This window comes from Acetivibrio clariflavus DSM 19732 (genome assembly GCF_000237085.1).
Classification (GTDB): Bacteria; Bacillota; Clostridia; order Acetivibrionales; family Acetivibrionaceae; genus Acetivibrio; species Acetivibrio clariflavus.
On the sequence record NC_016627.1, the window covers coordinates 3,809,907 to 3,829,626 of the forward strand.

Annotated in this window: 10 protein-coding genes, 2 tRNA genes and 3 rRNA genes; 3 read left to right on the plus strand and 12 right to left on the minus strand. The window is 39.3% G+C overall.

Going from position 1 to position 19,720, the window contains the following annotated elements:
• Positions 1-177 precede the first annotated feature (177 nt).
• Both CLOCL_RS15930 and CLOCL_RS15935 read left to right on the plus strand, forming a co-directional pair.
• On the plus strand, positions 178-492 hold the full coding sequence (locus CLOCL_RS15930; RefSeq protein ID WP_014256302.1) for a late competence development ComFB family protein: 315 nt from the start codon (positions 178-180) through the stop codon (positions 490-492).
• Positions 493-767: 275 nt separating this feature from the next.
• Positions 768-2,378, plus strand: coding sequence for a glycoside hydrolase family 9 protein (locus CLOCL_RS15935; protein WP_014256303.1), 1,611 nt, complete (start codon positions 768-770; stop codon positions 2,376-2,378).
• 187 nt (positions 2,379-2,565) lie between these two features.
• Here CLOCL_RS15935 and CLOCL_RS15940 read toward each other — a convergent pair whose 3' ends face one another.
• The 4 genes from CLOCL_RS15940 to CLOCL_RS15955 all read right to left on the minus strand — a co-directional run bounded on the left by CLOCL_RS15940 (position 2,566) and on the right by CLOCL_RS15955 (position 7,103).
• Positions 2,566-3,135 (minus strand): hypothetical protein, encoded by a 570-nt coding sequence (locus CLOCL_RS15940; protein ID WP_014256304.1) that lies wholly within the window; start codon positions 3,133-3,135, stop codon positions 2,566-2,568.
• A gap of 174 nt (positions 3,136-3,309) precedes the next feature.
• Entirely contained in the window at positions 3,310-4,275 is a 966-nt protein-coding gene (locus CLOCL_RS15945; protein WP_014256305.1) for a DUF3658 domain-containing protein, read from the minus strand.
• Positions 4,276-4,367: 92 nt separating this feature from the next.
• Complete coding sequence (locus CLOCL_RS15950) at positions 4,368-5,636, minus strand: YibE/F family protein (RefSeq protein ID WP_014256306.1); 1,269 nt, start codon at positions 5,634-5,636, stop codon at positions 4,368-4,370.
• A gap of 147 nt (positions 5,637-5,783) precedes the next feature.
• On the minus strand, positions 5,784-7,103 hold the full coding sequence (locus tag CLOCL_RS15955) for an MFS transporter (protein WP_014256307.1): 1,320 nt from the start codon (positions 7,101-7,103) through the stop codon (positions 5,784-5,786).
• 211 nt (positions 7,104-7,314) lie between these two features.
• Between CLOCL_RS15955 and CLOCL_RS15960 the strand changes: the two genes are divergently transcribed.
• Positions 7,315-7,992 carry a DUF2461 domain-containing protein gene (locus tag CLOCL_RS15960; protein WP_014256308.1) on the plus strand — a complete coding sequence of 226 codons (678 nt, stop codon included), beginning with the start codon at positions 7,315-7,317 and terminating at the stop codon, positions 7,990-7,992.
• Between the two features lie 80 nt (positions 7,993-8,072).
• On the opposite strand, the gene CLOCL_RS15965 is transcribed toward CLOCL_RS15960, so the two are convergent.
• The 8 genes from CLOCL_RS15965 to CLOCL_RS16000 all read right to left on the minus strand — a co-directional run bounded on the left by CLOCL_RS15965 (position 8,073) and on the right by CLOCL_RS16000 (position 19,348).
• Positions 8,073-8,879, minus strand: a complete 807-nt coding sequence (locus CLOCL_RS15965; RefSeq protein ID WP_014256309.1) for a hypothetical protein — start codon at positions 8,877-8,879, stop codon at positions 8,073-8,075.
• A gap of 292 nt (positions 8,880-9,171) precedes the next feature.
• Positions 9,172-11,469, minus strand: coding sequence for a vitamin B12-dependent ribonucleotide reductase (locus CLOCL_RS15970; protein ID WP_014256310.1), 2,298 nt, complete (start codon positions 11,467-11,469; stop codon positions 9,172-9,174).
• A 302-nt stretch (positions 11,470-11,771) separates the two neighbouring features.
• Complete coding sequence (locus tag CLOCL_RS15975) at positions 11,772-13,025, minus strand: putative glycoside hydrolase (RefSeq protein WP_014256311.1); 1,254 nt, start codon at positions 13,023-13,025, stop codon at positions 11,772-11,774.
• Between the two features lie 890 nt (positions 13,026-13,915).
• Positions 13,916-13,991: transfer RNA gene (locus CLOCL_RS15980), tRNA-Asn, on the minus strand.
• 6 nt (positions 13,992-13,997) lie between these two features.
• A 5S ribosomal RNA gene (gene rrf, locus CLOCL_RS15985) occupies positions 13,998-14,114 on the minus strand.
• A gap of 157 nt (positions 14,115-14,271) precedes the next feature.
• Positions 14,272-17,335 (minus strand): 23S ribosomal RNA (locus CLOCL_RS15990).
• 165 nt (positions 17,336-17,500) lie between these two features.
• A tRNA-Ala gene (locus tag CLOCL_RS15995) sits at positions 17,501-17,576 on the minus strand.
• Between the two features lie 126 nt (positions 17,577-17,702).
• Positions 17,703-19,348: ribosomal RNA gene (locus CLOCL_RS16000) — 16S ribosomal RNA — on the minus strand.
• Together the 16S, 23S and 5S rRNA genes with 2 tRNA genes alongside form the textbook arrangement of a ribosomal RNA operon.
• Positions 19,349-19,720: the final 372 nt, after the last annotated feature.

The following is a 19,720-nucleotide window of genomic DNA, read 5'->3' on the forward strand; positions in this document are numbered from 1 at the left end:
ATAATTTGAAATCAATTCATATAAAATGGTTTCACGAAATATACATCTTAAAAGCAATATCAATAAGTCTTGTTGCTAAACGTTTTGTCATACCTGAGTTGAGAGTTGGTGGGACAAATTACCTATTCACCCTGCGATTCAATAATCCGAAATATTACTATAAAGGAGCGAATAATTATGAAAGAACTAAGAGACACACTACAAATCAGCGCTGGTCTTGAAAATCTAACAGAAAACCTTGTATTTCAGGAACTAAATGATTTCATTGAGAAAATTAAGAATACACCGGACTCTCAATTCTGTATCTGCAACATTTGTTTGGCAGATGTAGCTGCGATTGTTCTCAATGACTTAAAACCTCAATACTGTTCGAATTTCATAGATAAACACAAAAGCAAGGACTATTATATTAAACACAGATTGGAAGTTCGAGAAAAAATCGTCAAAGCTTTTGACATGGTAAAAAAGAATCCCCACCATGCTAATATTTGACCCTTCTCTGTCGAGCAAATAATTGGCAATACTTTATTCCATGTCCAAGCAATTAGTGCCATTACCCTATCTCCCTAAAATATGCTTCCTAATTCAATAATTTCTTATTGCAATCGTTTTTGAACAATCCTATAAGATAAAGAAATACAATTTTTCTACCATTGACAGTCATAATTACTTTTTACCTTTCAACTTATGGTTGTTGATTGATAGAAAATATTGTATTATTGAATTAAAGACAGATGGCAAATTTTTTCGGGGAGGAGATAGGAAAAATGAAAAAGTTATGTTCAATTGCTTTGGTGATTGCAATGTCACTTACCACTGCCATTGTGCCGTATTTTAACGCATCGGCCGCAAGCATATCCAGTTCAAGTTATGCTGAAGCGTTAAAGTACTCCATTTGGTTTTATGATGCCAACAAATGCGGAAAAGATGTGGCAGTGGACAATGTATTTAGTTGGAGAGGACCTTGTCATACCACTGACGGAAGTAACGTTGGCGCCGATCTTACAGGAGGATTTCACGACTGTGGAGACCATATCAAATTCGGTATAACCAACGGATACGCCGCTTCAATTCTAGGCTGGTCGTTGTATGAATTCAGACCTGCTTTTGATGCATCCGGAAATACCAATAAGATACTGTCCACTCTCAAGTATTTCACAGATTATATTATGAGATGTCGTGTAAGTTCCGACAAATACTATTACCATGTCGGTGACCCTTCTGACCACGACTATTGGGGCCCACCGGAACAGCAAACAGGTTCAAGATCGACAGTGCGTTACATGGGTGCAGGACAGGGTGCTGCCGATGTGTGCGGTTTGTATAGTGCCGCTCTCTCACTTATGTATCTGAACTACAAAAGTATCGATCCGTCATATGCAGAAAAATGTCTTACACATGCCAAAGAATTGTATGCCCTCGGTAAAAAGTATCCCGGAGTTGGTAATGCAGACCATTTTTATTCATCCAGCGACTGGAGAGATGACATGGCATGGGCTGCAATGTGGCTCTATGCTATAGAAAAGGACAACTCCTATTTAAATGATGCCAATTCATGGGTACCTTCACCGGCTACAAACTGGACTATTTGCTGGAATGACATGAAGCTTGCCGTTGCTGCAGTAGGTGCTTCATTAACCGGAGATTCAAAATACAAAGATGCTATTTCATCAAACTTGTCCTATTGGAAAAACAGCGTCCCAACATCAAACGGCGGATTAAAAATACTCGATTCATGGGGTACATTAAGATATACTGCATCTGAATGTTTACTTGCACTGGTATACTACAAACTTTACAAAGATGAATCGGCTAAATCTTTTGCAAAATCTCAAATAGATTACATATTGGGCAATAACCCGGCCAACATGTCTTATGTCATCGGATTCGGTTCCAATTATCCCAAACACCCGCATCACAGAGCTGCTAGCGGATATGTGGGCTGGGATCAATGGAAGAATCCTGCAAAAAATGTTTTAATCGGTGCTTTGGTTGGCGGTCCGGATAGTAGTGACAGATATATTGATGAAACAGACAAATATACTTGCTCTGAAGTTGGCATAGATTACAATGCAGGTTTAGTTGGTGCTTTAGCCGGAATGGTTCAATTCTACGGTGACATACCTACCAATACACCGACTCCTGTTACACCTACACCTACAAATCCACAAATCAAATATGGCGATTTAAATAATGATAATGAAATAAATTCTATCGACTATGCATACTTAAAGCAATATTTGCTTGGAATGTCCACTCAAAATATAAACTTGGCAGCCGCTGATGTTAACCTGGACGGTGATATAAATTCAATAGACTTTGCTTTAGTGAAAAAATATTTGCTTGGAATGATTAATACTTTGCCTTATATTAATTAGTAAAATCCAATAAGAATAAAGAAAAACGGAAGTTCTCAGATCAGAATCTGAGAGCTTCCGTTTTTTTCTTTTCAAATTTTTAATCTTTGCAGTTTAAATTTTAAATCTGAAAAGCTAAGCGTTTAGTTCATATAAGTAAAAAATTGTGTTTATTACGTACATTTTTACATAAATAATATTGCACACTTTATTTTCCATATTCTCTAAAATAATCATCTACCGCTTTTATATATTTATCAGTAAGATTTTTTACTTGCGTATTAACTTCAATGAATTCAGACGATTTTGGATTTAATAATTTTTCTTTCTCATTATCCTGCATATCAACTATTTCTTTACTAATCATCAGCAATTCGTCATTCATATTTTTAAGTAGTTCTGACGCTTTTTCCTTATTTAAAGGACCTTCCTCAAGTGATAGATCGGCAAACAATGAGTCGTATGCATTCAGTAGTAAATTTCTCATATTAACTGTTAACTCATTTGGCCTTCCTGTGGAAGAAAAATGGTGACATATCTGATTTACATACAATCGAAACTTTCCTGAATCTTGAAAATTATTCTTAATATAGTTTTTATCTATCATATCGAATAAGTAATATAATTGATACCATTCAGTATTCATATTGTTTATAACTTCTTTTTTCAGCTCATTATATTTTTTATAAAATACAATATTATTTATTACTAGTAAAGATAGGGCAACAGCCATAGCAATACAACCAATTATCCATTTTTTCTCTCTAAAATAGCTCACAATTATTCCCCCTTTTAAATTTTACTAAATATAACGAATCAACCGAAAAACTCTTTTTATTAGAAGTTATTGAAAAAACAGATTAATTCCATTAATTGGACAAATAATAAAATACTCAAAATATCAATTCTACTAAAATAAATGTATTTTCTTTGCTGTAGTAATAACACAATTTTAAATACACTTCTTCAATACTCGATGATAATGTGGCATATCTTCAGCTGCATCTGATACAACCTCAAACATTCCTGCGCGAATCATCTCTTCTATGCGTAATGCCACCCAAAAGTCAGCAATTCCAAGTCGGTATTTTGCAAGCACTTGTCCTATAATCTTTGCTTCATTAAATTCATTACCTTCTGCTGCAATTTCACGAAGTATAAAGTCATCATAGAATTTTTCCGATACACTGACCAACTGCCCATTCACCACAGCCCGCAAAAGTGAATTCTCTCTCTGCAGCTCCTTCCAACAAGTTGCACAACTTTGAATAAATCCAGGTAAAACCGGTTTTTGCAGGGTAATATAACGGTACCATTCTCCGGGAGCTACTTCACCCCAGCAACTTTTCTGAATAATTTCACCTTCTTCGTTGGCTTCCCATTCCGGAAGTTTGACGACAAAAACCTGCCCATCATGTACTTTCCACTGATCCAAATGATCCATAAACCAATAAAGTCCGCACATTTCATCAGGTTTGTTACTGTACCAGATTCTAAGAGATTCCCCCGATGCTGCACGTTCCTCAACTGTTTTCATATCTTCCTTTGCCTTTGAAACTATTTCCTGAACCACTTGTTGCCAATCACTATTGGGATAAATGCTGTATAAATTCCCCAAAATCTGCACCCGATTAATACCCGGCTGAATTTCCGAAATATCACCAACACTTAGCACTAAATCGAATCCAAAGATGTCTTCCGGATTTCCTCCTAAAGGAACAGCTCTTTCCCATGCTAAGCGTTCCTTTTCCACTGCTTCCCGTTTAGCAGCTTCTATTTCCTCCTGGGTTGGTTCACTTCCATCCTCATGACTAATAAAAACAGCAAAAGGACCATCCATAATATATTCTCCCTTGCCGTATCGCTGTGCTAATCTTAGGCTTCCACAAGCACTATCGCCAAATACAATATCAATCATACTTCAAAGCACTTCCTTCTAAAGCTATTACATTTCATCCAAATTATATTTAGTTTCATAACATTTTATCAAATTACTGGCATAATATCAAATTATTCATATAAGCTACTTTTTTCTTCGTCTATTTCCAACTCCCCTTCCTCCCTGCCAAACCTTTCTTCAATAAAGGCCGAGGCTAGTGCTGTAATAGGAATAGTGAATATAATACCTATACTTCCTGCAATTGCTCTTACAATCTCAGAAGCAATCATGTCCCAGTTGATTATATGTGAAAAGGGAGTTTCGTACGCTATTAACAATAATAAAAGATGAAGCGATCCTCCAACATATGCAAGAATCAAAGTATTCGCCATGGTTGCCATAGTATCCTTACCTACATTCATTCCGGCTTTAATCAGGTCAGCTTTCTTAATTTGAGGACTGTTCTCTTTTATTTCATTCATGGCAGAGGCAATAGACATTCCCACATCCATGGTGGCGCCCATTGTTCCTATGATAATTCCTGCAAAAAGCAATCCTTTAAAATTAAAGTAAACATCATGGGGTATAAACATAAGCATATTGGCTTCCTCATTTCCTAAGCCCGTCAACTTCGCAAGAGTACCTATAATCAATGCTAAAGCGCCGGCAAGTACTACTCCTCCGACAGTGCCTATAATAGCTGAAAAAGTTTTTCTGCTTAATCCGCTGATAATCAACATGCTTATACATATTACACCAATGCAAATTAATACTGATACTATAACAGGATCCCATCCTCTCAAAATACCTGGAAGAAGAATTTTTATAACTGCAAAAACAGTAATTGCCAATGATAAAATAGCTTTTAAACCCTTCCATCTTCCTACTAACAACAATAAAACTATAAACACTGCAATAAGAAAAAATAAATATTTATCCCTTACAATTTCTGCTACATAGGCCTTTTCAATTTCACCGGCATCATTTTTTTCAAGATACAGTAAAGCTTCATCTCCGACTCTTAAAGGAATAGAATTATATTTATTGCTAAAATTGTAATTTAGTTCGTATTCAGCAACAACTTTTTTACCTTTAAGAAGACCTTTCGTAATTACCATTTCCAATACCTGAGTGTTAGATTCAATATCCTCGTTAAGCTCTTCTTTTTTACTTTCTTCCAGTACTTTTACCACTCTTGCTCTATAATATTCAATTTCCTCCTCATTATTTTCATCCTGAAGAAATGCTTCATCATTATAGTCAATATTTTCATCATATACCTCATGTTCATTGTAAAACTCGCCGTCCTCTGTTTCTCCAAACGCAATCATTGAAGAAAAAAACACTAAAATGCAAATTATTGCTATATAACTAATAGTTGCTGTCAACGTCTTTTGCATATCAATCCCCTTCCAGAATTTCCATGGTTACATGCTCATAAACATTCTAAACTTTTCGCTGAAAATCTACAATACTTCCTGTATTATAAAAAATCATCCAAATACCTTAATACTTAATAAATTGCAAATGGGATTAATTGAGAAATATTATAAAATAGGCTCTTTTCTCATAACCCACCATCTAACAGTCCATAATATCGTAGCTATTATCCTCATTGCAAAGATTGTATAATAGGTTATATGAAGTGCTCTAAGATCTGACCCCAGCACAGTATAAAGCTGTACTCCCGCTATGGGCATTATTGCATTGGAAAATGAAGTCATTACGGTATAAATGGAAATACTAAGGGTTTTGTTTTTCTCCGGAACCACCTGAAGAAGGCACTGGGGTATATTAAGAAACACAGTGGCAAAGGCAAAGTTGGAAAGTGTACTTAAAATGAGAAATACAACTCCCCCCTTACCAACCGGTAAACTTGTGGAATAGATCATGGAAAGAGGAAAAAGGCAAAGTGCCATACTTCCGATAATTATCGGAAACCTGACTCCAAATCTTTCATTCATGCGGCTCCAGAAGCCTATTGTAAGAAATTGTACAATAGCTCCCCCAACCGAAACATAGCTTAACCATGCCTCATTAAGTTTGAGGTACTCAACCTGTCCTATATAATACAATGTCCAATCCGATTGCCAAGACATATAGAAAAACAAAGCTACGCCAATAAATCCCATCAATTTTTTATTGTGCACTAAATCAACGGCTGCACTCTTTAATTCTCTGAATCCAATTGTGGCTACCCGATGGCTGCTGCCGCCTGAAATTTTCATTAAAACAAATATTTGAACAAAAATCAGAAGAGCTGCACACCAGAAAAACATCTGATGCATTCTTATTTTTTCGCTGTTTAATGCTGTGTTTGCTAAAAGTGCACCGGTAACAAGGGGTGTAACTGTATTAAACAGAAAAGTACCTTTGGTTCGAAGTGTAAACACCCGGTTCCGTTCCTCAATGCTGACAACATCGGAAAAATAAGCCTGCCATGAGGCATTATAAACAGTTAACGAGCCGACAGACAAAGCTAAAAAACAGATAAAAGCTATCAGTCTGAATTGCCCGAACATCGGCGTAAAACCTATTACCACGTATAGGGAAGATAGACTAATAAGAGAAGCAACAACCATTTTTCGCTTGTTTGCCATTCGATCGGATAATATTCCCCCCGGAATAAGCACTAACATACCTACAAACTGCGGAAGTGAAGTAACCAGACTCAGTTCAAAATTATTGGCCTCCATCCTGGTGGCAAAAAGGTTATTGTTATTGATACTGACAATATTGTTTATAATGGTAATTAACATACCTTCTAAGGCAAACAGGTACATATTCCTGTCCAGCCACCATATGTTTTTGATTTTTATATAAACTCTTCTAATATATTCCTTAAAAATTTCTTTTTTATTTTTCATCTAACCCCACCGATATTTTATTATTTTACAGATCAATCAAATATATATTTCGTCAAAAGCTTACTAAAATCCTTGCAGTTTTATGTTTACTTTGCATCGTAAAGTCTTGATAAAGAATTAAATTTCTGTCAAAATACTAATAGTATAAATAACTCTATAAAAATTAATCTTATTTTATTGTACCAGTAACAATATATGGAGGATATATATAATGGGTTTTAATGGATTTTCCGGTGAAGCACTTAAATTTCTGCTTGAAAATAAATTTAATAACAGTAAAGATTGGTTTGATAGCCATAAAGCTTTATACAAGCAATATGTATATAATCCCTTTGTCCAACTTATAGAAGAACTTACCCCTACCATGCTTGAGATAGACAGTCAATTCATTACTGTTCCGTCTAAGCTAATTTCCAGAGTTCGGAGAGATACTCGCTTTTCAAAGGATAAAACGCTGTACAGGGACAATGCGTGGCTGGTTTTCCTTAGGGATAAATCCCAAATGTCCACATCCCCCTGCTTTTGGTTTGAGATAGGACAAAATGGTTCGAGCTACGGTTTGGGGTATTATTGTGCAAAAACGTCTTCAATGGCTAACATGCGCGAAATGATATTAAATAATCATCCTAAATTTCAAAGTGCATTAAAATGTTATGAATCTCAAAGCACATTTACCATTGGCGGGGAAATGTATAAAAGAAGCAAATATCCCGATCGACCGGAAAATCTTAGGACTTGGCTGGATAGAAAAAATATATACTTTGAATGCGTACAAAAGGACTTTAAGCTTGCCTTTTCGAAAGAATTACCCGAAGTTTTGAAAAAAGATTTCAAAATACTCAAACCCATCTATGAATTTTTATGTGCAGTGGAATCGTATAGCCAGTAAATAGTCGAATTTACTATTTGCCCCTGATATTGAGCCATTTGAATCCTGATATATGAATTTTTTCACCATGCCATCCTACTTTAGTACAATTTCATCCTACACCAATCTATAAGGCATAATTTTTGACTTTTTAAGACCTCCATAATATCATCCACATTACTTTCAAAACTTTCTTCATCTTTAACATATAACGAAAGACTATGTACAAGTTTATTTACCTCACGGCCATATAATACTACTCCTTTACACACTTCAAAAGCGAATCCTCCTTCAATCACTCCAGCAATGCCATTAAAAGATACTCCTTCATAGATATAGTTAACTTTAAACTCATCCATTAAAATCTGTTTTTCGATATTGTGATTTTCAAAAGGAAAATCCAATCCACGCCTGACATGAAGCTCTTTAAAAGCAATAAAGTCTCCATTTTGAATACTGCAATTTTCATAAATATTTTTAATTGCTTTTAAATTTTCGTTTATTAATTCCAGGTTATTTTCAGGTATTATATCTATTTGCCTCCAATCATCTTCACGAATTTCAAAGACCCTCTTATTGAGTTTTGTTGATCCCTCTTGAATAGGAGGCAACTCATTGCTGATTGTCGGAAGAGAAAACAATAATTCTCTAGGGTCTACCGTTTTTATCTCTATTTTTCTAAGAACAAGTTTCAAATACCCACTCTTAATAAACTCATCCGATGTAATAGGTTTGGCTTCAACCACTTCCCAATCTTCATCTTGCAAATGCATAGTTGTATGAGCTTCGAAGCTTTTTGGCAGCTGGCCAGGCAGCATATCCGCAACAGCAAATACATTCCCTGTTTCCACATCAATGAATCTTACATGTATTTTTTTATTAAATAATCCCTTCAATTTATCAAACATTACATCCTCCTATAAGTTTGGAATTTCAAATGTCCGGTATCAATTTAAATTCCTTGAATCCTATACTAATGAACAGCAATTTTTTATCATATATTTATTTTAATATAAATATTCAATTAATAGAAAATAAATTTTCTCATCAATATAAATTTCATATTGAGATCTAATTGTAAAATTAAAGTTAAAGGCCATAAATATAAGCCTCTAGAGATGAACACAAAAAGACTCCTATTTTTATAGGAGCCTTTATAACAAACATTAAAAATTTAAGCATATGAAATATTTAAAAGTTTCATCCGCACTTAGAAAATCCGCAATTTCTGCATACTACGCATCCACCTTCGTGTTCAACAAGTTTTCCGCACTCGGGGCAAACTGCCTGGGATTCGGTATCTACCCTTTCTTCTACATTTCGGTACCTTTTAGCTGTTGGTACCTGGAATTTCTGTTCCTCCGAAATACTAAGTTCTTCAGACGTCAAATTATTTCCGTCCTGAATTTTTGCAACTTTCTCAATAAGTCTTCCTATCGCATCGGGACAAGACATTACTTTAAGACCTTTCTGCCTTATTGTAGAAGGGCAACGTATACCTTTAAGCTGTTCTACTAAATATTTATGATCAATACCCGACCTTAATGCTATGGAAACAAGTCTAGCCGTTGCCTCCGATTGAGATGGACATCCGCCTGCACGGCCGGTATTGGTAAATACTTCACATATTCCGTTTTCATCATAATTAACTGTAATATATAAATTACCGCACCCGATTTTTACCTTTTCCGTAAATCCTGTGGTTATCTCCGGTCTGGGTCTTGGAACTATACTATTGACAGGCGATTTTTCTGTTTGTTCATTATCCGAATTCTGTTCTTTACCTTTAACTTTGCCTATATTGAGTACCTGCAAGTCCCTGCTTCCGTCTCTGTATATAGTAACGCCCTTGCAATAGGTCTTATAGGCTTGCATGAATACTTCGGCCACATCTTCCCTGGTTGCCTCATTTCTCAAATTCACTGTCTTGGATACAGCATTATCGGTATATTTCTGGAAAGCCGCCTGCATTCTTACATGCCACTGGGGCGATATATCATGGGAAGTAACAAATACATTTTGAACCCATTTCGGTATTTCAGGGAAACCTTGTATTGTACCTTTATTAGCTATTCTTCTCATTAAATCATCAGAGTAAAAACCGTCTATTATTGCAATCTCTTTAAATATCGGATTTACTTCTATAAGCTCTTCATTGTCCATAACATTTCTTATATAGGATATTGCAAATAAAGGTTCTATTCCGCTTGACACCCCGGCAATTATACTCAGTGTACCGGTAGGTGCAATTGTTGTTGTAGTTGCGTTACGCACCCTAATTCCAAGATCTTTGTAAATACTCTTTTCATAATAGGGGAACACACCTTTTTTTTCTGCCAGCTCAATGGATGCCTTTCTCGACTCTTCCTGTATAAAACGCATAACTTTTTCAGCAAGCTTAACAGCCTTTTCAGAGTTGTAAGGTATATTAAGCTTGCAAAGCATATCTGCCCATCCCATAACTCCAAGACCTATCTTTCTTGTTCCCCTGGTCATTTCTTCAATTTCGGGAAGGGGATATTTATTCACATCTATGACATTGTCAAGGAAGTGTACTGCTTTTTTAACTGTAGCACCCAATTTATCATAATCTACATCGGGAGTACCATTGATGCTTTTTACCATGGCACTTAAGTTTATCGACCCAAGGTTACACGCTTCATAGGGAAGAAGAGGCTGTTCTCCGCATGGATTGGTACTTTCTATTTCTCCCAGTTCCGGAGTGACATTGTCCTTATTTAACCTGTCTAAAAATATAATTCCGGGCTCACCGTTTGTCCAAGCCATTTCAACAATTAGGTCAAATACTTTTTTGGCATTAAGCCTGCCTGTAATTTTTCCAGAATGAGGATCAACCAAATCATAATCCCCACCGGATTCCACGGCACTCATAAACTCTTCCGTAATGCCAACACTTATATTAAAATTGGTAATATCTGAATTATCCTTTTTGCATGTTATAAATTCAAGAATGTCCGGATGGTCTACACGGAGGATACCCATATTGGCCCCTCTTCTTGTACCGCCTTGTTTAACTGCTTCTGTAGCTGCATTAAAAACTTTCATAAAGCTTACAGGACCGCTGGCTACCCCACCGGTTGAATTTACTGTTGCTCCTTTTGGACGTAACCTTGAAAAACTAAAGCCTGTTCCGCCACCACTTTTATGAATTAATGCTGCATTTTTTATAGTCTCAAAAATACCCTCCATTGTATCTTCTATTGGAAGAACAAAACAGGCACTTAACTGTCCTAAGGGCCTTCCTGCATTCATTAATGTTGGAGAATTGGGCAAAAACTCAAGATTATACATCATATCAAAAAATTCCTGTTCAATCTTATCTAATTCTTCTGCCGATACATAATCTTTATCAGCAAGTGCTACCGTTTTCGCTACTCTCCTAAACATACCTTCAGGGTCTTCTAATAAAACGCCATTTTCATCTTTGGACAGGTACCTTTTTTCAAGAACTTTTATAGCGTTTTCTGTTAAATTCATGTATTATTAAGCCCCCTCTTTTCACTACATTTTGTGTAGTATATTCTTTCATAACACAGTATATTGTATCATTTGTACTTTTTTAGTCAAGTAAAAAATTACAAGCCTTTGTTAACTTTTATATTTTATGAATTTTGTCCAAATATTATCACTTGGTGAAAAAATAGAATTCATAAGCCAGCATATATCTTTAAAAAATTTTTAGTATTACATACCTTCCATATTAAAGCAAAAACCCCGGAACCTTAGTTCCGGAGCTTATAAAATTCAATATATAATTTTAACAGGCAAATCAGCCGTACTTACTCTTTCAACAAAGCAGACTCGGAATATTTATTGCCTGCATTCCAAAGTATCCATTCTTCATAGCCTGCATCATAAACTGCTTGTATTTGCTGCCTAACCTCTTCCGGTCCATACTTTTTGTAATAACCTGTACCGAGCCATGAAGCTGTGAAATCTTGCAGATAAGCCCTTATATCTGCTTTGTATCCATCAACCGCCGAAATCCTGTTTTTAGCTTTTATAAGACTGTTATATACTACAGCATAAGGTTCAAAATCCGGTTTGGCGAAGGTTACTCCGTTAACAGTCTGACCCAATGCGTAATGAGACGGATAAACCATAGGTGAAATATAATCTATATCCTTACCGATCAGTTCAAGATATTGTCCTATATCCTCCGTATCAGCCGGGCTTTCACAAATTATACCAAATACATCTGCTGATATAACAACTCCAGGCAGCTCTTTTTTTGCATAGGCCAAAAATTCATTTATAGCTTCATATTTCTCTTTATTATATCTACTAAAATCGGTCACCTTTTTCGCACCGTTAGGAAATCTTACATAGTCAAACTGTATTTCATCAAATCCCCTCTCTACAGCTTCCTTAGCAATAGAAATCAAATAATCCCAGGTCTCTTTTTCATATGGATTAAGCCATGTTGCATATTTACCGCCACCCAGGTTTTCTTTCCATAGAGTTCCATCGGTTTTCTTTATAGCTAAAGAAGGATTTTTTTGCGAATAAACAGGATCTTTAAAACACACAAGCCTTCCTATTACATGTATGTCGTTATCGTGAAATGCTTTTAAAACGCTATCGACATCGTATTTTTTCTTCCATGCGCCGGCTTCTCTAACAGCCGGAACATTTGACTCATAACCTACATATCCATCATCATCTTTTATATCAACTACATAGGAATTTATTTCCGTATTCTTTGCCAGGTCAATATAATGCTGCACTCTTTCAGAACTTCCAACAGTCCAGCCTGTAAGATATAAAGCTTTAACTTTAATATCCTTTTTCACTGTATCGCTATCTTGTTGTCCTTCATCTGCAGGACTTGGACTTGCATCAGGCTCCGGAGTAGATTCATCGTTTCCGGTATTATCAGCGTTTTCATTGCCTATAGTAATATTAGGCTGAGGATTATTTTTATCCGATGGATTCTTATTTCCACATGACGACATCGAGAATACCATTGCGGATATCAAAAAAAATAGTATTGCTTTGTTTTTAACACTTTTCGCTGCCAATTTTTTTATCATGTTGACCTCCCACATTATTCATTTTATTTATAGCTGCATGTTTCGTGAAAATATAAAAAAATCGAAGTAAAAATTTTCACGAAATCATATGTATAATTCATTGTTATGCTTTACCTATTGCAGTAAATTTACATTTTCAATAAATTTTCATAATTTCACAAGACAACATGCTTTTACTTACAAATATTTCAAAGCCATGCAATATAGAATATTATTTTATGCTTAATATAATACATAAATTAAGTAATTTCCTATTTGACGTTAACTCCTATAAAAAAGTTTCAAAAAATGTTCTTTTTATATATCAAACGACTTAATTTTCTTATACACGAATCGAACTTATCCTTTGACCATTGTTTTTCATAACATTTTTTAATTCCCTGTTATCAGCAAATAAAGCCTAAATATTCCAAGCCATACAGTTTTTTAAATATATCCTTTTATCCAACTGAACTTATATTTTATTTAACATTGCCTTCATGATAACTGCCATTAAATATTTGGCTGTATCTTTCTTTATCGCTATCTTTACTTGTAACACTAATTTCGCAAATTATCGGCAATACTAAGGCAATATTATTTTATATTCTTGTGTATCATTGCACGTCAAGCCACATCGGGATATACATTTTAAGAGAAAGTACACTCTTAACAATTTATCAAAATTTAGTCATTATGGCAACATAAATTTTTTATATTTTCACAAATATTATGTACACTTTTCTTTTTCTCAACACTCATATAAATTTGGCTTTATAATAATTGATTTCTCATTTTACACATTTATTGTTTTTATGTTAAAAAATTTATGATAAAAATTCAAATATACAGTCGTAAGTAGGTACAGTATAATAATAAAAGCCCTATTAGCAGTTAGCTAATAAGGCTTTTGGCTCCTCAAGTAGGACTCGAACCTACGACCCTGCGGTTAACAGCCGCATGCTCTACCGACTGAGCTATTGAGGAATATAAATCTGGCAGCGACCTACTTTCCCAGGACGTCTCCATCCAAGTATCATCGGCACTGAGAAGCTTAACTACCGTGTTCGGGATGGGAACGGGTGTGTCCTTCTCGTTATTGCCACCAGAAATCTATAAACTTTTTGGTATATACCTTCAAAAATATATAACGTCAGTCCACAAGATAAGAAGCTCTCTCACTCATTAAGTCTTCACTTCAGAACCCTTCTTCTTCTCCTCAGTTGTCAGTTTTCCATCTTCCAACTTCCAACCTCTAACTTCTAATTTGGTCAAGCCCTCGACCTATTAGTACCAGTCAGCTAAATACATTACTGTACTTACACCCCTGGCCTATCAACCATGTAGTCTACATGGGGTCTTACCCTTTCGGTGGGATATCTCATCTTAGGGTGGGTTTCACGCTTAGATGCTTTCAGCGTTTATCCCGTCCGAACTTGGCTACCCAGCTGTGCACTTGGTAGTACAACTGGTGCACCAGAGGTTCGTCCATCCCGGTCCTCTCGTACTAAGGACAGATCCCTTCAAATATCCTGCGCCCGCGACAGATAGGGACCGAACTGTCTCACGACGTTCTGAACCCAGCTCGCGTACCGCTTTAATTGGCGAACAGCCAAACCCTTGGAACCTACTTCAGCTCCAGGATGCGATGAGCCGACATCGAGGTGCCAAACCTCCCCGTCGATGTGGACTCTTGGGGGAGATCAGCCTGTTATCCCCAGGGTAGCTTTTATCCGTTGAGCGACGGCAATTCCACTCTCTTACCGCCGGATCACTAAGCCCTACTTTCGTACCTGCTCGACTTGTCTGTCTCACAGTCAGGCTACCTTATGCCTTTGCACTCGATGCGCGATTTCCAACCGCGCTGAGGTAACCTTTGGACGCCTCCGTTACCTTTTAGGAGGCGACCGCCCCAGTCAAACTGCCCACCTGACAGTGTCCCTAGACCAGCTCATGGCCTCAGGTTAGAGTCCCAGTACCCTTAGAGTGGTATCCCAACGGCGATTCCATGCAGACTGGCGTCCACACTTCCCTATCTCCCACCTATCCTGTACAAAGAATACCGAAACCCAGTATCAGGCTACAGTAAAGCTCCATGGGGTCTTTCCGTCTTGTCGCGGGTAACTTGCATCTTCACAAGTACTACAATTTCGCCGGGTACGTTGTTGAGACAGTGCCCAAATCATTACGCCATTCGTGCGGGTCGGAACTTACCCGACAAGGAATTTCGCTACCTTAGGACCGTTATAGTTACGGCCGCCGTTTACTGGGGCTTAAGTTCACTGCTTCACTTCCGTTAACAGATCCCCGTAACCTTCCAGCACCGGGCAGGCGTCAGCCCCTATACTTCATCTTTCGATTTAGCAGAGACCTGTGTTTTTGATAAACAGTTGCTTGGGCCTATTCTCTGCGGCCTGCTCTCACAGGCACCCCTTCTCGCGAACTTACGGGGTCAATTTGCCGAGTTCCTTAACAACGCTTCTCCCGCTCGTCTTAGGATTCTCTCCTCATCTACCTGTGTCGGTTTGCGGTACGGGTACCTCTACTCTCGATAGTGGCTTTTCTCGTCAGTGCGAAATCGGTCACTTCGGTACTATATTTTCCCTCCCCGTCACGGCTCATAATCATCCGGCGGATTTGCCTACCGGACTCTACTTGCCGCTTGGACGAGCTCTTCCAGTCACTCGCTTGACCTATCCCCCTGCGTCCCCACTTCTCTCAAACGAGCAGCGGTAGTACAGGAATTTCAACCTGTTCCCCATCGCCTACGCCTTTCGGCCTCAGCTTAGGTCCCGACTTACCCTGGGCGGACGAACCTTCCCCAGGAAACCTTAGATTTTCGACGGTAAAGATTCTCACTTCACTCTCGCTACTTATTCCGGCATTCTCACTACTATCTCGTCCACATGTCCTTCCGGTCATGCTTCTACCTACCATAGTAAGCTCCCCTACCCCTGCTAGAAGTTAGAAGTCAGATGTTAGACGTTAGATTTCGGACGTTAGATGTTTGACCTTCCAAGTTACATTCTTTTGCATTATCTTCAAAGACTTTGCTCAAATTCTAACTTCTAATCTCTAACTTCCATCTTCTATCCTCTAACTTCTCACTTCTAACCTCCAGCAAGCCACAGCTTCGGTACACAGTTTGAGCCCCGGACATTTTCGGCGCAGGTTCACTCGACTAGTGAGCTATTACGCACTCTTTGAATGAATGGCTGCTTCTAAGCCAACATCCTAGTTGTCTTAGCAAACCCACATCCTTTCCCACTTAACTGTGATTTTGGGACCTTAGCTGATGGTCTGGGCTGTTTCCCTCTCGACTACGGAACTTATCTCTCGTAGTCTGACTCCCAAGCTAAATCTATACGGCATTCAGAGTTTGATAGGGTTCGGTAACCCGGTAAGGCCCCTAGCCCATTCAGTGCTTTACCTCCGTTAGACATACTTGAGGCTAGCCCTAAAGCTATTTCGGGGAGAACCAGCTATCTCCGAGTTCGATTGGAATTTCTCCGCTATCCACAGCTCATCCCAAACCTTTTCAACGGTTATGAGTTCGGTCCTCCACGAGACTTTACTCTCGCTTCAACCTGTCCATGGATAGGTCACCCGGTTTCGGGTCTATTGCATGCGACTTTACGCCCTCTTCAGACTCGGTTTCCCTTCGGCTCCGTACCTTCAGTACTTAACCTCGCCACATACAATAACTCGCCGGACCGTTCTACAAAAAGTACGCTGTCGAGCCTTAACGCTCTCCAACTGCTTGTAAACATAGGGTTTCAGGTTCTCTTTCACTCCCCTCCCGGGGTTCTTTTCACCTTTCCCTCACGGTACTTCTCCACTATCGGTCACCAGTTAGTATTTAGCCTTGGAGGGTGGTCCCCCCTGCTTCCCACAAGGTTTCACGTGCCTCGTGGTACTCTGGATCCTGGCCTGTCTCCTCACTTTTCGCATACGGGACTTTTACCCTCTATGGTGTAACCTTTCCTGGTTACTTCTGCTAAGCTCAGAGAATCATTTCGCCAGTCCGCAACCCCAACCTATATTGCTATAGATTGGTTTGGGCTCTTCCGCTTTCGCTCGCCACTACTTACGGAATCTCGGTTGATTTCTTTTCCTGTGGGTACTTAGATGTTTCAGTTCCCCACGTCTCGCCCTGCTACACTATGGATTCATGTAGCAGTACCTGAGCATTTACCTCAGGTGGGTTCCCCCATTCGGACATCTGCGGGTCGATGGCTGTTTGCGCCTCACCGCAGCTTTTCGCAGCTTACCACGTCCTTCTTCGCCTTCTGGTGCCTAGGCATTCACCCTATGCTCTTAGTAGCTTGACCTTCCTCGGTTCTCCTTGTGAATCCCTTCTACCATCTTAATGAGTTTATCCTAAGAGTCACTACGTACTTCTTTCTGTACTAGTTACCCTCTTTTCTTCTCATCTTGCTTTATCTGACATTATATATTTTTCAAGGTACATCATCTCTGACCTTAAGGTCAGATTGTGGTGGAGATAAGGAGATTCGAACTCCTGACCCCCTGCTTGCAAGGCAGGTGCTCTCCCAACTGAGCTATACCCCCACGCTTCTCTAAGCTCTATGGGCTTAGAAAACTAAACAGTGTAAGGAAAGAAACCCTCTATCGGCTGTCTCACAACCGATATCGACCATAAGTAGTGATACCTTTAAGTATCATCCTACTCCTTAGAAAGGAGGTGATCCAGCCGCACCTTCCGATACGGCTACCTTGTTACGACTTCACCCCAATCATCTGCCCCACCTTCGGCAGCGCCCTCCTCTCGGTTAGACTACTGACTTCGGGTGTTGCAGACTCTCATGGTGTGACGGGCGGTGTGTACAAGGCCCGGGAACGTATTCACGGCAGTATGCTGACCTGCCATTACTAGCAATTCCGACTTCATGCAGGCGAGTTTCAGCCTGCAATCTGAACTGGGACTGCTTTTGGGGATTTGCTCCACCTCACGGTCTCGCTTCCCTTTGTAGCAGCCATTGTAGTACGTGTGTAGCCCAGGACATAAGGGGCATGATGATTTGACGTCGTCCCCACCTTCCTCCGATTTATCACCGGCAGTCTCGTTAGAGTGCCCAACTTAATGATGGCAACTAACAACAAGGGTTGCGCTCGTTGCGGGACTTAACCCAACATCTCACGACACGAGCTGACGACAACCATGCACCACCTGTCTCCTCTGCTCCGAAGAGAAGCCCTATCTCTAGAGCTGTCAGAGGGATGTCAAGCCCTGGTAAGGTTCTTCGCGTTGCTTCGAATTAAACCACATACTCCACTGCTTGTGCGGGCCCCCGTCAATTCCTTTGAGTTTCAACCTTGCGGCCGTACTCCCCAGGTGGGATACTTATTGTGTTAACTCCGGCACAGAAGGGGTCGATACCTCCTACACCTAGTATCCATCGTTTACGGCGTGGACTACCAGGGTATCTAATCCTGTTTGCTCCCCACGCTTTCGCGCCTCAGCGTCAGTTACTGTCCAGAAAGCCGCCTTCGCCACTGGTGTTCCTCCTAATCTCTACGCATTTCACCGCTACACTAGGAATTCCGCTTTCCTCTCCAGCACTCAAGAAATACAGTTTCAGATGCAGCGCCGGGGTTGAGCCCCGGAATTTCACATCTGACTTGCATCCCCGCCTACGCGCCCTTTACACCCAGTAATTCCGGACAACGCTCGCCACCTACGTATTACCGCGGCTGCTGGCACGTAGTTAGCCGTGGCTTGTTCCTTGGGTACCGTCATTATCGTCCCCAACCAAAGAAGTTTACAATCCGAAGACCTTCTTCCTTCACGCGGCGTTGCTGCGTCAGGGTTTCCCCCATTGCGCAATATTCCCCACTGCTGCCTCCCGTAGGAGTCTGGGCCGTGTCTCAGTCCCAATGTGGCCGATCAACCTCTCAGTTCGGCTACCGATCGTCGCCTTGGTGAGCCGTTACCTCACCAACTAGCTAATCGGACGCGGGCTCATCTCACACCGGATTGCTCCTTTGATAACAAAGTGATGCCACCTCGTTATGTTATGCGGTATTAGCACTAGTTTCCCAGTGTTATCCCCCTGTGTGAGGCAGATTACCCACGCGTTACTCACCCGTCCGCCGCTATCCTGCATTCAACATTCAATACTCAGCTCCTTTTTGTGTTGGCACTTTATTCAGCGTGAAGCAGAAACTTTAAACATATCATAGTATATGGTTGTTTCTGCTTGACGCCGGCTCAATCTCCAACGTCAGCTGAATACTCAATGTTGAATGCAGGACCGCTCGACTTGCATGTGTTAGGCACGCCGCCAGCGTTCGTCCTGAGCCAGGATCAAACTCTCTAAAAAAACTTTATCTACTTCGCTGTATCTCTACAGCTACGTATTAATCTCTTTAGAAAGCCTTTTGGCTCCAAATTACTTACTCGCGTATATCTCGCAAGTTACTCATTAAATTAACGAGTTCCTTTCCTTTCTTACACTGTTCACTTTTCAAAGTCCATAATTCTTAACCTCAGTCACTCGTTGCGAGCGACTTTTATATATTACCACGCTGTCTTCACTTTGTCAACACTTTTTTATTAGTATTTTTTAGTTTTTCTTGTTGGCTCGACTAAAGTCTTTCAAAAACGACAGCTTTTAGATTATAACACTACAAACAAATTAAAGTCAAGGGATTTTATAAATTTAAATACAAATTTTTTGACCATTTATCTTATA

Bases quoted from the DNA above. Each gene is read 5' to 3' on its own strand.
- CLOCL_RS15945 (WP_014256305.1), bottom strand. From the start codon at position 4,275: ATGATTGATATTGTATTTGGCGATAGTGCTTGTGGAAGCCTAAGATTA.
- CLOCL_RS15935 (WP_014256303.1), top strand. From the start codon at position 768: ATGAAAAAGTTATGTTCAATTGCTTTGGTGATTGCAATGTCACTTACC.
- CLOCL_RS15950 (WP_014256306.1), bottom strand. From the start codon at position 5,636: ATGCAAAAGACGTTGACAGCAACTATTAGTTATATAGCAATAATTTGC.
- CLOCL_RS15960 (WP_014256308.1), top strand. From the start codon at position 7,315: ATGGGTTTTAATGGATTTTCCGGTGAAGCACTTAAATTTCTGCTTGAA.
- CLOCL_RS15970 (WP_014256310.1), bottom strand. From the start codon at position 11,469: ATGAATTTAACAGAAAACGCTATAAAAGTTCTTGAAAAAAGGTACCTG.
- CLOCL_RS15975 (WP_014256311.1), bottom strand. From the start codon at position 13,025: ATGATAAAAAAATTGGCAGCGAAAAGTGTTAAAAACAAAGCAATACTA.
- CLOCL_RS15930 (WP_014256302.1), top strand. From the start codon at position 178: ATGAAAGAACTAAGAGACACACTACAAATCAGCGCTGGTCTTGAAAAT.
- CLOCL_RS15965 (WP_014256309.1), bottom strand. From the start codon at position 8,879: ATGTTTGATAAATTGAAGGGATTATTTAATAAAAAAATACATGTAAGA.
- CLOCL_RS15955 (WP_014256307.1), bottom strand. From the start codon at position 7,103: ATGAAAAATAAAAAAGAAATTTTTAAGGAATATATTAGAAGAGTTTAT.